Annotated in this window: 14 protein-coding genes and 1 pseudogene; 8 read left to right on the forward strand and 7 right to left on the reverse strand. The window is 72.4% G+C overall.

Annotation, left to right across the window (positions count from 1 at the left end; genetic code table 11):
- The first annotated feature begins 3 nt into the window (after nt 1–3).
- From AB0I71_RS25085 to AB0I71_RS25095, 3 genes are all read left to right on the forward strand, one after another.
- A complete protein-coding gene (locus AB0I71_RS25085) occupies nt 4–1,152 on the forward strand; it encodes a hypothetical protein (protein ID WP_357588557.1) in 1,149 nt (382 codons plus the stop codon).
- A 223-nt stretch (nt 1,153–1,375) separates the two neighbouring features.
- On the forward strand, nt 1,376–1,639 hold the full coding sequence (locus AB0I71_RS25090) for a DUF6244 family protein (protein ID WP_204014823.1): 264 nt from the start codon (nt 1,376–1,378) through the stop codon (nt 1,637–1,639).
- Nucleotides 1,640–1,673: 34 nt separating this feature from the next.
- On the forward strand, nt 1,674–2,111 hold the full coding sequence (locus AB0I71_RS25095; RefSeq protein WP_357588560.1) for a hypothetical protein: 438 nt from the start codon (nt 1,674–1,676) through the stop codon (nt 2,109–2,111).
- A 28-nt stretch (nt 2,112–2,139) separates the two neighbouring features.
- Here the strand turns inward: AB0I71_RS25095 and AB0I71_RS25100 are convergent, their stop codons facing one another.
- Nucleotides 2,140–3,240 carry a J domain-containing protein gene (locus tag AB0I71_RS25100; RefSeq protein ID WP_357588562.1) on the reverse strand — a complete coding sequence of 367 codons (1,101 nt, stop codon included), beginning with the start codon at nt 3,238–3,240 and terminating at the stop codon, nt 2,140–2,142.
- A gap of 215 nt (nt 3,241–3,455) precedes the next feature.
- Complete coding sequence (locus AB0I71_RS25105) at nt 3,456–3,710, reverse strand: hypothetical protein (protein WP_357588564.1); 255 nt, start codon at nt 3,708–3,710, stop codon at nt 3,456–3,458.
- Nucleotides 3,711–3,741: 31 nt separating this feature from the next.
- Between AB0I71_RS25105 and AB0I71_RS25110 the strand changes: the two genes are divergently transcribed.
- Both AB0I71_RS25110 and AB0I71_RS25115 read left to right on the forward strand, forming a co-directional pair.
- Nucleotides 3,742–4,137, forward strand: coding sequence for a Scr1 family TA system antitoxin-like transcriptional regulator (locus AB0I71_RS25110; RefSeq protein ID WP_357588566.1), 396 nt, complete (start codon nt 3,742–3,744; stop codon nt 4,135–4,137).
- Nucleotides 4,125–4,360: pseudogene (locus AB0I71_RS25115) on the forward strand (DUF397 domain-containing protein). Before AB0I71_RS25110 ends, AB0I71_RS25115 begins: the two are co-directional and overlap by 13 nt.
- A 95-nt stretch (nt 4,361–4,455) precedes the next feature.
- On the opposite strand, the gene AB0I71_RS25120 reads toward AB0I71_RS25115, so the two are convergent.
- Together AB0I71_RS25120 and AB0I71_RS25125 are read right to left on the reverse strand one after the other, a co-directional pair.
- Nucleotides 4,456–4,929 (reverse strand): hypothetical protein, encoded by a 474-nt coding sequence (locus tag AB0I71_RS25120; protein ID WP_357588568.1) that lies wholly within the window; start codon nt 4,927–4,929, stop codon nt 4,456–4,458.
- Between the two features lie 115 nt (nt 4,930–5,044).
- Nucleotides 5,045–6,409, reverse strand: a complete 1,365-nt coding sequence (locus tag AB0I71_RS25125) for a pentapeptide repeat-containing protein (protein WP_357588570.1) — start codon at nt 6,407–6,409, stop codon at nt 5,045–5,047.
- A gap of 270 nt (nt 6,410–6,679) precedes the next feature.
- Here AB0I71_RS25125 and AB0I71_RS25130 point away from each other — a divergent pair, with 270 nt between their 5' ends.
- Together AB0I71_RS25130 and AB0I71_RS25135 are read left to right on the forward strand one after the other, a co-directional pair.
- Nucleotides 6,680–7,483, forward strand: a complete 804-nt coding sequence (locus tag AB0I71_RS25130; RefSeq protein ID WP_357588572.1) for a TerC family protein — start codon at nt 6,680–6,682, stop codon at nt 7,481–7,483.
- A 228-nt stretch (nt 7,484–7,711) separates the two neighbouring features.
- Nucleotides 7,712–8,629: an alpha/beta fold hydrolase gene (locus AB0I71_RS25135; protein WP_357588574.1), complete on the forward strand. Its 918-nt coding sequence runs from the start codon at nt 7,712–7,714 to the stop codon at nt 8,627–8,629.
- 66 nt (nt 8,630–8,695) lie between these two features.
- On the opposite strand, the gene AB0I71_RS25140 is transcribed toward AB0I71_RS25135, so the two are convergent.
- A complete protein-coding gene (locus AB0I71_RS25140; RefSeq protein WP_357588576.1) occupies nt 8,696–9,571 on the reverse strand; it encodes an aldo/keto reductase in 876 nt (291 codons plus the stop codon).
- A 123-nt stretch (nt 9,572–9,694) separates the two neighbouring features.
- Here AB0I71_RS25140 and AB0I71_RS25145 point away from each other — a divergent pair, with 123 nt between their 5' ends.
- Nucleotides 9,695–13,777, forward strand: coding sequence for a CHAT domain-containing protein (locus tag AB0I71_RS25145; protein WP_357588578.1), 4,083 nt, complete (start codon nt 9,695–9,697; stop codon nt 13,775–13,777).
- 10 nt (nt 13,778–13,787) lie between these two features.
- Here the strand turns inward: AB0I71_RS25145 and AB0I71_RS25150 are convergent, their stop codons facing one another.
- On the reverse strand, nt 13,788–14,249 hold the full coding sequence (locus tag AB0I71_RS25150; RefSeq protein ID WP_357588580.1) for a hypothetical protein: 462 nt from the start codon (nt 14,247–14,249) through the stop codon (nt 13,788–13,790).
- Entirely contained in the window at nt 14,246–14,566 is a 321-nt protein-coding gene (locus tag AB0I71_RS25155) for a hypothetical protein (RefSeq protein ID WP_357588582.1), read from the reverse strand. The genes AB0I71_RS25150 and AB0I71_RS25155 overlap by 4 nt, the downstream gene beginning before the upstream one ends.
- Nucleotides 14,567–14,780: the final 214 nt, after the last annotated feature.

The following is a 14,780-nucleotide window of genomic DNA, read 5'->3' on the forward strand; positions in this document are numbered from 1 at the left end:
GGCGTGTCCACATTCGACGAGTACGTGGCGCTGGCCCGTCACCTCGCCGTGCAGCAGCGCGCCGGGGAACAGGGCGCCGCCGCCGAGGCAGAACGGCAGCGGGATCTCGGTGCCGCCGTGGAGTACCTGGACCGGCGGCTGGTCGCCCAGGGGCAGCGCCTCGACCACCTCGGCCGCACCATCGGCATCGCACCGGGCGGCCCGGCACCGACTGCCGCTGGGCCAGGGGGGTTCATCCCCGGCGGTCCCCTCTTCGGTGCACCACCGGTATCCGGCCCACCGACCCCGCCCGGCCCACCGCCGACCGGAGCGCCGGTGCCGGGCCCACCGGCCCCGCCCGGGCCGCCGGCGACCGGAGCGCCGGTGTCGGGCGCACCGGCCCCGCCCGGCCCACCGCCGAGCGGGGCACCGGTGTCCCGCCCGCCTGGCTTGCCGCTGAGTCCACCCGGCCCACCGATCTCGGCCGGCGTGCCGTCGAATCGACCTGGTTGGCCGTCGAGTCCGCCCGCGGCCGCCGCGCCCGTGTCCGGCCCGCCCGGTCGGCCGCTGAGTCCGCCTGGGTACCCGGGCGGCGGGTGGGGACCGGGGACGGGGTCGGACGGCGGCGCAGCCGCCGCCCCGGGGCGGCCGGATGTCGGGGCGTACTCCCAGGTGGGTGTGGGGGAGGCGGGCCCGGCGCTGCCGGTGGCGGTGAGCGCGACGGCGGCGGGGGTGCCGGCCCCGCGCGCCGGCGAGGTCGACCCGGCGACGGAGCTGGAGCTGGCCCGGCGCTGGGCCGACGAGGCCGACCGGCACGGGCAGCAGGCGGAACTGCTCGCCCAGCAGCCGGCGCTGCTGCCGACGTGGTCGCCGCGGGCCCGAGCGGTAGCGGTCTACGCCGGTGCCGCCGGCGTCGCGATGCTGCTGTTGCTGGTCCTGACGTTCGGCTGGAGCCTCGGCGTGGTCGGGTTGGCTACCCTGCTCGCCTGGATGCTCGCCGGCCTGCCCGCCATGGCGCTGATCGGCGGCTGGCTGGTGCTCGGCCGTTGGGGGCGGCCCGCCGTCGGTGCCGCCACCCCGCCGCGCTATCCGGTCCTGGGGTTCCTGCTCTGCTTCCTCGCGGTTCCCCTCGCCTACTGTGGCTACCTGCTGCTTTTCCGCGTGCTGCGTTGACCCCGGAGCCGGTCCACCGAGTCGTCGGCAGGGGCGGCTGACGGTCTGAGGCGGCGTGGGTGGGTGCAGTTGTTGTCGCCATGGCAGCAACAGATGTACCCACTCTCGGTGGTGCGGCGCGGTCGGGTGGTCGCGGCGGGTGTGTGGATCTCGTACGCTCCTGTGTGGTCGCTGCTCGTGCGAAGGTGGTGACGCCGGTGTGGTGCGATCGTGGGGAGGGCGTGTGAGCGCAGCGGAAATGATCGCCAGGCTGGCGGCGGCGGCGCAGAAGCTCGACGAGGCGAAGGCGAAGACAGCGGCGGCGGCGCAGGACGCGGCCGAGGCACGCCAACTCGTCGCCGGTGCCTTGCAGGGCGTCGCCGCCGGGCCGCTGATCAACATGATCGACTCGTACCGGCAGGCGCTCGCGCAGGCGGCTCAGGGGCACGAGCCCGCCCGGCAGCACGTCCAGGAGACGATCGCCAAGGTACGCGCGCTGGGTAACTGACCGGGGACCAGCAGGATCCGTTCGAGGCGGTGGGATGAGCAGCGACGAGACGCGTGACGGCGGAGTGCTCGACGGCTTCCACATCGGGCAGGTGCCGGCCGGCATCGGCGACGAGGTGTCGGACTTCGCCACCGAGTGGGACGACGTACGCTTCGCCAGCCGGGTCTGGGAACGGCAGGTGCCCGACGGCCATCGCGTGGATCTACGGGTGCACGTGCTGCGCGGGGACCGCCTGGTCGACCTGACCGCGCTCCGGAACTTCCTCGGCGAGTATCACGAGCGCGACCCCGCCGAGTGGGATCTCAGCGAGTTCCAGCACGGTGACAGCACCGGCCTGAGCGACGACGTGCAGGCGTTCTGGCTCGTCGAGCCCGGCGTCGCGGTGAACGTGTTGACCACACCGGAGTTCAGCGGATCGCTGCTGGCGACGGCACGGTCCGTTCAGGCCGAGGATCGCGCCCCGGGGGAGTGACGAGCCTGGCCTGGCCTCGGGTGGGTGTTCACCGCAGCCAGCGCACGCGCTTCTCGACCTGCCGGATCACCTTGCGCCACGCGGTGCTCGCAGACCCGGTATCCATGGCCTCGAGCCGGCGGCGCGCGCCCCACCCGGCGACAGGTCGGTCGACGACCCGCATCAGGTCATCGACTGTGTCGATTGCTGAGCCTGCGCTCAACAGGCCGAGCGCCTCGGTGATCTCGAAGGCCTCCGCGATCTCCATGATGAGATCGCGGTTGGTGATGAAGAGCCGAGGAACCCAGTCGGTGACCGGACGCCTGATGTTGTAGAGAATCAGACCGAAATCGAACGACCGATCGTCGTCGGCGCTGATTCCGCTCTTCAGGATCGAGTTCATGAAATCGTCCCAACCGGGAATTGCGGCCAGCTCGTGGCTGCCGGTCTCGGTCAGGTACCGGTGCAGTGTCTCCGTGGAGCGAAAAAGGAGCAACTCGCCGTCCGCGCCGGGAAAGAAGACGACAGTTCCCTGGCCTTCGAATTGGGCCAGCAGCGTGTAACCCTCCGCGCCATCCGACAGCGAAATCGAGATCGGATGGATGATCAGCGGCCCGGACAGCTTCGCCGGCTCGTACCAGGGATGTGTCCACCGGGCCCGGGGATGCTGGTGCTCGCGTGCTTCCCGCTCGCGTATCCGGGCCAGACGTTCGGCTTCCGCACGCTCGCGCACCACGCGTTCGCGGGCTTCCTGCTCACGGGCCGCGCGCGCCTCGTGCTCCCGGGCTCGCCGTTCGCGTGCCGCCTGCTCCCGGGCTTCCTGCTCGCGTGCCTCGCGTTGCTGGGCCGCCCAGTCGTGGGCCCGCTGCCCACCGCCCGCCCGCTGGCGCTGCGCGCGTTCCTGTTCCTCGGCCTGGCGGGCCCGGCGTTCACGCGTCTCGCGTTCCCGAACGTCGGTGAGCAGTTTGTACGCGTTGTTGATCTGCTGCATCTGACGGGTCGCCTCAGCGCGAACGTTCTCCGGACTTGCTTGATGCTTGTCCGGGTGCCAGACCTGCACGAGGATCAGGTACCGCTCGCGAATCTGCGCCAGCGAAGCCTCCCGGCTGACGCCGAGGAGCACGTACGGATCCTGCTCGTTCGGGGACATCTGTTCGCCGGATCCTCATGGGTGCTGGACGCGTCCGCCGGTGATGCTAACAGCACTTGTCGATGCGGTGGTTCGAGCCGCCGCCGGGCCGATGGAGATCGTCGGTATCGGAGCATGAGCCCGCAGCGCGGGCGGGAACCCAGTCGGTGAAGCGCCGGTGCAGGTCCGGCAGGCGAGCACCGGGATCGCGTTCGGCGAGGTGTTCGATGGCCTCTTCACCCCGCGGCCCTCGCCGCAGCACGCCGGACCGGCGGGCGGTGTGGGAACGGCGGCGCGGGGCGCATCCCGTCGGGGCGTACGTACAACTCGCGGCGGTCGATCGCCTCGCCACGAGAGTCGAGCTGGTACACCTCGATCCACGCCCAACCGTCGTAGGTGAGCCGGCCGGTCCGTTCGCGGATCACCCGGACCGTGATCGGCTTGGCGAACTGCGGCGAGGCCGGGCGACCGCCGGGCTGAACCAGGCTCAACTCGGCGAGCGGGTCTTCTGCTCGGACTCCAGTGAGCGCGATCGAGACCGGCACCAAGCCGCCGACGCTGCCGTACCTGACCGCCGTCCACAAGGCGCTTGACACGGGCGGCTACTTCGCGACGCTCTGGGACGAACTGGTCAGGGGCGATGCCGCCCCGATCTGGCTGCGCGAGTGGATCCAGATCGAGCGGGAGGCGACAGCTTTCCGTTGGTATGAACACTCCTTCGTGCCGGGGCTGCTCCAGACCGAGGCGCATGCCAGCGCGACGTTCCAGGCAGCCCGTACGCCGATCGCCGAGCTGGGCCAGCGGTTCGCGGCGCGGCTGGAGTGGCAAGCGGTGCTCGCGCGTGACCGGGGTAAGGCCCTCCCGTTGGAGCAGAGCCTCGACGTGCTCAAGGAGGCGGCAACAACATGGACCGCGTGAAAGGTGCGTGGTGGCCCGCCTAGCTCCGCTCGTCCACAAACGGTGGTGTCTGCGTCGAGGTCGCCGACAACCTGCCCGGCGTGGTCGGCGTACGGGACTCGAAGGACCCCGCCGCCCCGGTGCTGACCCCCCCGGGAGCGCCTGGCAGGCGTTCCTCCCCACCCGCCGACCGGCCCTGACCCTCCACTCAGCGCGGCGTCGATCATGCAGTTATGGTCGTTGACAGAGTGGGGCAAGTCGGTTGATTCCGGGTGCCACAACTGCATGATCGGCGTGGGCGTGGGCGTGGGCGTGGGCGTGGGCGCGGGCGTGGGCGGGTCAGGGGGTTGGTGGGTCGTGTCGTTCCAGGGAGGCTTCCAGTAGGTGGCACCGCACGATCGCCCGGCAGGAGGTGGCCAGGAGGAGCCCGATGCCGGCGGCCATGATCGGGATTCCGGCTCCGAACGGCAGCTCCGTCACGTAGTCCAGCGCACTTCTTTCACCGATCATGCCGAAGCTGGCCGCCACCACCGCCATGGCGGTGACCAAGGTTCCCACGGCGGCAACCATGCCGGCCATCGCCGCCGCCATGACCTGCCGTGCCCACAGCGCGGCCCCGGCGGCCAGCAACAGCCACCCGAAGGTGAGCAGCGTCCAGCCACCCCCGCTCCCGTCGTCGAGCGACGCGTACGCCCAGCCGGAGAAGGACCACTGGGCGCGGGGGCGTGGACGGAACCAGGGCAGCAGGTATCCCACGAGGGCGAGCAGGGTGGCCAGGAGCATGCCGATGTCTACCGAGAACACCGACGACATGGGGTTCTGCTTAGCCGTGGACATGCGTCCCCTCAATCAATGTCAGGAGCGCTGCATCGTATGTCGGGTCGAGGAGATCGAAGGGACCGGACCGACCTCATCCCGGGTATCCGATCTACGGGTCGGTGAGCAGGAGCCAGTCGGTGTCGAGGGGTTCGACGTGCGTCCCGTCGGGCCAGGTGTGGGTCGCCGACGTGGTCGCGCGGGCCTGGTCGAACAGGGGACGGCGGGCCGGGATGACGCCCTCGAAGGTGACCGGGCCGTGGAAGCGGGCGCGGCCGAAGCTCGTCGCCCCGGCGAAGCGGGCGTCGGCGAACGAGGCGTCCGCCCCGAACTCGGTCCAGCGGAACAGGGCCAGGTCGGCGAAGTGGGCTCGCCGGAAACCGGCGTCGCCGCCGAACGTGGTGTGCTCCATCGACAGTCCATCATGGAACACGGCGTCCCGGAAGCTGGCGCTGCCGGTGACTGTGGTGTGGTCGAAGGTGACCGTCCGGCGGAAGGTGGCGCCCCGCCAGGACGCCTCGCCGAGGGTGGCCCGCTGGCACGACAGGCGACCGCCGATCTCGGCCCCGTCGGCGCTGAGCCCGCCGGTCACCCGGGCACCGTCCAGGACGATAGTGGCGTCACCGCCGACCTCGTCGAGCACGAGGGTGTCGAAACTCGCCCCGAGGGAAAGCCGCCCGGTCAGTGTGGCACCGGTGAACCGGGTGGTTCCGGTGCAGGTCGCGCCGGTCAGGTCGGCGTCGTCGAGGGTGCAGCCGGCGGCGTCGAAGTCGTCAAGTCCCGCGCCGGTCAGGTCCAGGCGCATACCGGGCCAGAAGACGTCGTCGTCCGCGCGCAGGTGCCGGGTCAACACCCGCTGCGCGCTGCGGCGTACCTCCGTCTCTCGCGCGTCGTCGTCCGGCGACGGCATCCGCAGGTACGCGCAGAGCACCCCCACGATCGTCGTACGCTGCGCCGGATTGTCCTGACCGAGCCGCTCCAGGGCGTGCAGCCCGCCGAGGCGTACCGCCGCGTTGTCGTTGCCGAGCAGTTCCACAGCCCGGGTGTACAACTCGGTCAGCCGGCGCTCGGCGGCATCGTGCGCGGCGGCCTCGGCCTGGAGTTCCTGATGCCGCTGCCCGGCTTCGGCGACCGCCTCGGCGTGCGCCTGCACCCGGTCGCGGTGTGTCTGGTCGGCGGCGGCGACGACCTCCTGGTGCCGCTGCGCCCGCTCGTTGATCCACTGTCGCCGGGCGGCGAGCAGCAGCGCCAACCCGCCACCGGTGCCGGCGACCACGGTCAGCCCGGTGCGGATGGCGTCGATGCGCAGCGTGGCCCGGGTGTCCGGCGCGGCGGCGCGGTCGGCTTCGCCGAGCAGCCAGTGCAGCACCCACCAGCCGAGCAGGGCGGCCAGCAGCAGCCCGACGAGCACCAGCCACCACGGCATGACCCGCAGTCGTTCGTCGGGGGGTGAGGTGCCGCGCACGGCCCACAGCATGCCATCGATCCGTGCCTGGCGTGGGGGCGCCGGCTCGGCCGTCCGGAGGCTGCCGGAGCCGCTGTCGCGGGTTGCGGCATGTTGCGGCTTCTGATCTCCGGGAAGGGCCGTGATGCCGCAACTCGTGGCGGTGGTCAGGGTGCTGGCCTGAGGCGTTGAGGGGGCGGCCGGGGCTGGGCAGCGGCGGGTGACCCGGTAGGTCATCATGATGCAGATCAGCCGATGGTCCGGGTGCCGACCCGGCGGCCGGTCGTGAGAGTCGAGGATGGCATGGAGTTCTTGACCAGTCCCGAGCTGTGGATCGCGTTCGCGACCCTGCTCCTGCTGGAGATCGTGCTGGGCATCGACAATGTCGTGTTCATCTCGATCCTGTCCGGTCGGTTGCCCGAGCATCAGCAGGCCCGGGCCCGGACGATCGGCATCTCGCTCGCCCTGATCACCCGTCTGCTGCTGCTGGCGTCGTTGTCCTGGATCATCGGTCTGACCGCACCGTTGTTCACCGTGCTCGGGCAGGAGATATCCGGGCGTGACCTGATCCTGCTGCTCGGCGGGATATTCCTGGTGGGCAAGGCGACATACGAGATCCACGAGCATCTGGAAGGTTCCGACCACGCCCGTGAGCGCGGCAAGGTGGTCTCGTTCGGCGCGGTCATCGCGCAGATCCTGGTGCTGGACGTGGTCTTCTCACTCGACTCGGTGATCACCGCGGTCGGCATGGTCGACGAACTCGCCATCATGGTCGCCGCCGTGGTCATCGCGATGATCATCATGCTGGTCTCGGCCGGCGCGGTCAGCAGGTTCGTCAACCAGCACCCGACGGTCAAGATGCTGGCCCTGTCGTTCCTGCTGATCATTGGTGCGAGCCTGATCGCGGAGAGCTTCGACCAGCACATCCCGAAGGGTTACGTGTACGGCCCGATCGCCTTCTCGATCTTCGTGGAGTTCCTCAACCTGCGGGTCCGGGCGCGGCAGCGTCGCCAGCAGGAGCGGCAGCCGGTGCAGTTGCACCCGACGTACGTGAAGAACGGTCCGGCCCGCCCCGAGCCGGAGCCGGAGGCCACCCCGGCCGGCTGACCCACGCCGAACTCGACGCCGCACGCACCCACCCGGTGCGTGCGGCGTTCGTCGTCCATGGACGGTCGTACCGGTTCCGTTCGCGGGATGCCTGGTCGGCCAATCGCTACCCGCGCGTAACTTTTCATTGACGTTTCTGGATCGTGACCCGCATCATCAGTGCACGGTCGATCGGACATCCCACCGCCTCCACCCGGTAACCCCGGGATCCCCTTGGGAGGTGCAGCGATGCTGCTCCGAAAGGCTGTCCCCGTCCTGGCTCTCACGGTCGCCGCCGTCCTCGCGGCTCCCGCCGTCGCCACCGCCGCTCCACCCGATCCGGCAGCGCCCACCCGCGTCGCCGGACCGGCCAACACCGCAACCACCGGCACGCCCGCTGCCGCCGGCATGCCCACTGCGTCCGACGCACCTACCCGTGTCACCGGACCGGCCAGTACCGCGACCAGCGGCGAGGCCGCAGCCGACGACGGCCTGCGAGCGCTGGCCGGCGCCAATCCGGTAATCGTGGTCGGTGGGCTCAGTGGCATCGCCGCCGTCTACGAGCCGCTCGCCGCCCGGCTACGCGCCGACGGCTACCGGGTGTGGATCTACCAACTGCCCAACCTCGGGCTCGGCGACATCACCGCGTCCGCCGCCGGGCTGCGCGGTTACGTCGGGCAGGTCCGTTCCGCCGCCGGAGGGGCCAAGGTCGACCTGGTCGCACACTCCCAAGGTGGTCTGGTCAGCCGCTACTACATCAAGAACCTCGGCGGCGGCGACGCCGTCGAACGCTACGTCAGCCTCGGTACCCCGCAGTACGGCACGTACGTGGCCAACATCGTGGCCTTCCTCGGCCTGGGCAGCTGCGCCGGGGTGATCGCCTGCCAGCAGATGACCATCGGATCGTCGTTCCTCACCGCCCTCAACGCGGGCGACGACACCCCGGACCCGGTGCGCTGGACGACCGTGCGGACCTGGCAGGACGAACTGGTCCGGCCGGTCGACAACGCGATGCTGGCCGACGGGGCGACAAACGTACTGATCCAGTCCCGGTGCCCGTTGCGCGTGGTGGGCCACCTCGGTCTGGTGTTCGACGGCACCACCTACACCGTCATCCGTCAGGCCCTCCGCGACACCGCGATCAAACCCAACTGCCTCGCCCTGTGACCCCACCGCGACCCGGCGACGCCACGTGTCGCCGGGTCGCACCCCTCGACACTCCCGCCGCCGCCGTCAGGCGGTGACGGCGGAGAGTGCCTCGTACTCGGCGTCGGTCAGCTTCACCCGGGCGGCGGCCACGTTCTCCTCCAGGTGCGCCACCGACGACGTACCGGGAATCGGCAGCATGACCGGCGAGCGCCGCAACAGCCAGGCGAGGGCCAGCTGCGCGGGCGTCGCGCCGTGTTCGGTGGCGACGGCGTCCAGCGGACCGCCCGGCCGGGCCAGGTCACCTGTCGCGATCGGGAACCACGGGATGAACGCGAGGTCGTTACGTTCGCAGTGGTCGAGCACGTCCTCCGCGTCGCGGTTGGCCAGGTTGTACAGGTTCTGCACCGACACGATCGGCACGATGCGGCGGGCCGCCTCGATCTGGTCGACTGTCACCTCGGAGAGCCCGATGTGCCGGATCTTTCCCTCGTCCCGCAGCAGCGCCAGCTCACCCAGCTGGTCGGCCAGCGGCACCGCCGGATCGATGCGGTGCAGCTGGTAGAGCCCGATGCTGTCCAGTCCGAGATGGCGCAGGCTCAACTCGCACTGCTGACGCAGATACTCCGGCCGGCCCACCGGCCGCCAGTCGCCCGGGCCGCTCCGGGTCAGGCCGGCCTTCGTCGCGATGAGCAGGTCATCGGCGTACGGGTGCAGCGCCTCACGGATCAGCAGCTCGGAGACGAACGGACCGTACGAGTCGGCGGTGTCGATGAACGTCACCCCAAGCTCGTAGGCGCGGCGTAGCACCCGGACCGCCTCGGCCGGGTCCTTCGGGTCACCCCAGACTCCCGGGCCGGTGATCTGCATCGCGCCGTAACCGAGCCGGTCGACCTGAAGATCGCCGCCGATGCGGTAGGTGCCGGACTCCTTCGCGGGTCGGGTACCGGCTTCGAGCGCCATGTGGACCACCTTTCCGATCGCTGCCTGTCGGAGCCCCAAGCTACCCGGTCAACTTTGGGATAGCGGCCGGTCACCGCAGCTGCTACCCCTGAGCGGGACGGTGCCTGCGACGGGAGGGCTGGCATGTGGCGGCGGTTCAGGTCCGATCCGGTGCGGCGGCTGCGGGAACGGCTGGACGGCTTCGGGGCCACCATGGAGCCCCGGTGGGTGCTGGAACCCGAGGCCCTCCAGGAGGCCCGGCCGGTCTACGAACTGCTCGACGGGGTGGCCGGCGGCGATTCACCCACCGAGCACGAGGGCGAGGCGCTGTTCCTGCTGGCCTGTCTGCACTGGTACCGGTACCAGGTCCTGCCGGCCGGGCAGGACGCCGCCGACCTCACGCAGGCGGTCGGGTTAACCGAAATGCTGCTGCACCTGGCACCGCAGCGGGTGCCACCGTCGCTGCTGGCCCTGCTTCGCGCCCACGCGCCCGCCGCCGGTTCCGCTCCGCCCATGTCCCAGGGGACCGGTGGTCGGATTCCCGCAGCCCGTTCCGCGTCCGGCGGATCCGGCGGCGACGTGCCGGCCGCGCTGTTCGGTCAGGCGGTCAGGCTGATGGGTGGTGCCGAACGCTCCGGTGACTACCGGGTGGCCGACCAGGCGCAGGCGCTGCTGGAACGGGCGCTGGCCACAACGCCGGCCGACGCGCCCGAGCGCCTGCACTACCTGTCCGCGCTCGGGCGGGTACGCCGGGATCAGTACCTGCACCTGGGCCGACGGCTGTCGCTGCCGGCGGCGATCGACGCGCACCGGGAGAGCCTGGAGTCCACCCCGGCCGGCGACCCCGAGCGCCCGGCCCGGCTGTTCAACCTCGGCAACGTCCTCGGTGACCGGTTCGAGCAGGCGGGTGACCTCGCGGCGCTGGACGAGTCGATCCAACTGCTCGGTGACGCGGCCCGGGTCGCCGCCACCGACTCGCCGATACGCGTGATGGCCCGGCTCAACCTCGGCCAGCGGCTGCGGGAACGCTGGAATCTCCGCGGCGACCACGCCGACCTCGACCGGGCCATCGACGCGCTGACGATCGCGTTGTCGGCCGGAGTCGACCCGAGGCTGCTCTATGTCTACGCGTCGCTGGTCGCCGAGCGGTTCCTCGGCAACCGCGCCGACGAGGATCTGGACACCGCGATCGACGCCACCCGTGCCGCGCTCGCCGCCGGGCTCAGCGGCGACCTGGCGAACCTGGCCCGGGTCACGCTGGCGGGGCTGGTCGGCGAGCGTCATGAGCGGCGGAAGACCCCGGCTGACCTGGACGCGGCGATCGAGGCGTACCGGGCGGCGGCGGCCGGACCGCGACGCGACGGGCAGGACGTGGGCGGGCTGTGGCAGGCCGAGGGGAAACTGCTGGAGTCGCGCTATGCGCTGCACCGCCGTGCCGAGGACCTCGCCGACGCGGTGCGGCTGCTGCGGGCGGCGGCCGACGAGGCGACCGACCCGGGGCAGCGGGCCCGGTGCCTGGGCGAACTCGGTTACACGCTGAGCCGCTGGCACGCCGACCTGGACGGGTTGCCGAGCCTGCGGCAGGCCCGCGAGGTGCTGACCGAGGCGGAGCGGTTGCTGCCGGCGGAGCATCCGGATCGGCCGGACCTGCTGAACAACCTGGGTAACGTACTGCGGGAACTGGCCAACCTGGCGGGCGAGCCGGACCTGCTGGAACCGGCCGTGGCGAGGTTGCGCGAAGCGGTCGCCGCCACGGCCGTTCCCGCGAAACTGCCGCTGCGCCTGTCGAATCTGGGTCTGGTCCTGCAGGAACTCTTCGGCCGAACTCAGGATCTGGGAATCCTCACCGAGGCGATAGCGGTGCTACGGCGGGCGGTGGCCGCCGCGCCAGCCGGGAATCCGGACCGGATGCTGGGCCTGCTCAACCTGGGATCGGCGTTGAACCGGCGGACCGAACTGGTCGTCAACGCGGCGCTGCCGGCCGACGGCACCAGCGCACCGGAGCAGGTCCGGGCCGCCGCACTCACCGACGCCGATCAGGCGGTCGCGTTGCTGCGGGAGGCGGCGGAACTGGCGCAACGGGAGGCCGAGCCCGACGAACGCGTCCGGATCGTCGGCACGCTTGCGCTCAGCCACCTGCTGCGGCACCAACTCACCGAGGACCCCGCCGCGCTCGACGAGGCGGTCACCCTGCTGCGGGCACTCGTCGACGCGCCCCCCGTCTCGGCCGGTGACCGGTACCGGCTGCTGACAAACCTCGGCAACGCCCTGCTGATCAGGTTCCGGGCCGGCCGCAACGGCCGCGACGCCCACGAGATGCTCACGGTGTACCGGTCGGCGGTGGCGGCACTGCCCGTCGACCACCCGGAGCGGACGATGTGCCTGACCAACCTGGCCGCCGCCGTCGAGGAGGTAGCGCACGTCACCCGGGACGCACCGTCCCCGTCCCCGGCCGCCATCGCGTCGGCCGCCACCGCGTCGGCCGTCTCCGGCGAGCTGCCGCCGGTCGACCTGTCCGAGGCGATCGCCGCGCTGCGCGAGGCCGCCGCGATCGAGGCGGCGCCGTCGCTGCTGCGGGCCGGCGCCGCCCGGACGTACGCCGGTCTGGCCGCCGAGGTCGGCGACCTGCCGGCGGCGCTGGCGGGCTACACCATGGCGATCGAGCTGCTCGACCTGGTGGCCTGGCACGGCATGGACCTCGACGACCAGGGTCGGCTGCTCGGGCGGTTTCCGGGCCTGGCCGGCGACGCCGCGGCGGCGGCGATCGTGCTCGGCCGGCCGGAACGCGCGGTGGAACTGCTGGAGTACGGCCGTGGGGTGCTGCTCACCCGGGCCCACGACGCCGGTGCCGACCTGACGGCGCTGCGCGCGCGGGCACCCCGGCTGGCCGAGCGGCTGGCCGCCACGCAGGCCGCCCTCGACCGGCTCGATCCCCGGCCCGGTGCGGCCGGGCCGTCGCCGGTCACCGGGCTGGCGGTCCCGGTCGCTCCCGTGCCGGTCCCGTCGGTCGTCGACCAGCAGGAGGCGGGCTCGGAACGCCGCCACGAGCTGGCCGTCCAGCGGCGGGAGGTGCTGGCGGAGATCCGGCGGACACCCGGCTTCGAAAGCTTCCTGCGCCCACCCCCCTTCGCCGACCTGGCCCGAGCGGCCGAGAGCGGCCCGGTGGTGCTGGTGAACGTGGCCGCCCGGCGCTGCGACGCGCTCGTGATCAGCGGGGGACGCGTGACGGTGGTGCCGCTACCCGAGCTGACCCTCGGTGAACTCCACCTACGGACCGCGTACTTCCTGATGGGCCTCGCCGAGGTCACCGCGCCGGCCGGTGACCCGGGACCGGAGGCGCAGCGCCGCCGGGCGGCCTTCCGACGCCGCATCCCGGAGACGCTGGACTGGTTGTGGCGGGTGGTCGCCGCCCCGGTGCTGGACGCGCTGGGCCCGGCCGCCGCGTCACCGCATGCCGGTGCCGCCCCGCCGCGGCTGTGGTGGTGTCCCACCGGAGTGCTCTCCCTGCTGCCGCTGCACGCCGCCACCCCGCTGGGCGGGGGGACCGGGCTGCTCGACCGGGTCGTCTCGTCGTACACGGCCTCACTGCGCGCGCTCATCCGGGCCCGGCAGCGGCCGGCGGACGGGTCCGCGCCGGTCACCTCGGCCCTGGTCGTCGGGATGCCGCGGACGCCGGGGCTGGCGGACCTGCCCGGCGCGGCGGGGGAGGAGGCCGTGGTACGCCGGTACCTGACCGACGTGACGTCGTTGACCGGACCGGCGGCCACCCCCTCGGAGGTGCTCGGCGCACTGCCGGGAACGTCGGTGGTCCACCTGTGCTGTCACGGCACCCAGGATCTGGCCGCGCCCGCCCGGGGTCGGCTCGCGTTGGCCGGCGGTCCGCTGCACGTCCGGGACCTGTGGCGGCCGGCCGGGACCACAGCCACGCTCGCGGTCCTGTCCGCCTGCGACACGGCTCGCGGCGGCGCTGCCCTGCCGGACGAGGCGCTGACCCTGGGCACCGCGTTCCAGTTGGCGGGTTTCCGGCACGTCATCGGCGCGCTCTGGGCCATCTCCGACGCGTTGACCGTGCAGCTGTGCGAGGACCTGTACGGCGCGCTGGCGGTGCCCGGTGGCCTCGACCCGGAACGGGCCGCGTCCGCTTTGCACCACGCTGTCGGGCAGGTGCGTGCCGCCCTGCCCGACCTGCCGGAACTCTGGGCCGGCTACGCCCACATCGGCCCCTGACCGGCCGGGGTCAGGGTTGGCCGGGGGCGTACCAGGTGACGCCCACGGCGGCGATCAGCAGGGCGGTGCAGAGCAGCACCAGCAGCACCCCGAGGCGCAGCGCCCGGGCCGCGGCGAGGGCCTCCCGGTGCTCGCCGAGCGGGGCCGGGGGCAGCTCGGCGACCGGCGTCACCGACAGCGGCCCGTGCGCGGCCCGCAGCAACGCCAGCGCCCCGGCGACCCCGGCCCCGATCGCGGCCAGCAGCAGGACGCCGACCAGCGCACCCCAGCCAGGGGCGAGCGTGCTGACGTCGGAACGTCCCCGGATCAGGCTGAAGCCGACAAGCGCGACCAGCAGGCCACCCAGCCCGTTGCGCCAGGCCAGCGCGGCGGCTCGGACCCGGTCCAGTTCGCCACGCAGCAACGCGGCCAGCTCCTGCGCCCGGCGCAGGTCGGCAAGCGTCGCCGGGGGCCCCGGCCGCAGTCGGATCACGACTCGACCTCCAACGTCACCGTCCAGTACGCGCCGCAGCCGGCCAGCCCGTCCGGGCGGGTCGGATGGTCGGCGGCGCAGCTGCACAGCAGGGTCCGGTAGCCGGGGTCGACCGGTGCCTGTGAGGCCTCCCGCCGGTACACCTCGCCGACGATCGGGCAGGTGATCGGATGCTGGCAGCGGGGGCAGTCCCCGCTGAGCAGCACCGCCGGACCGTACCGGCGCACCGAGAACGTCTCCGCGACCCGGGTGGCGTACCCGTCGTCGGTGACCTCCGCGTACGGCAGTGGCTCCGCCACCGGCTCACGACCCCGCACCGATGCACCCTCCCGCCGTCGGCCGCACGCCTTCGCCCACACGGTAGCGGCCGCCCGCCCGCCGGTCACCCGGCGCGCGGGCGGACCCGGCTCTCGGCGCAGCCGGCGCGCGGGCGACCGACCTCGACGTGGCGACGGGATCGGCGGAGCGCCCCTGCGACCGGGACCGTCCGTGGGAGGCTGGACGGTACCGCCGCGTGCACCGCCTGGCGTC

Origin of the sequence: Micromonospora sp. NPDC049891 (assembly GCF_040660295.1) — a bacterium.
In the GTDB taxonomy this organism is placed as follows: Bacteria; Actinomycetota; Actinomycetes; order Mycobacteriales; family Micromonosporaceae; genus Micromonospora.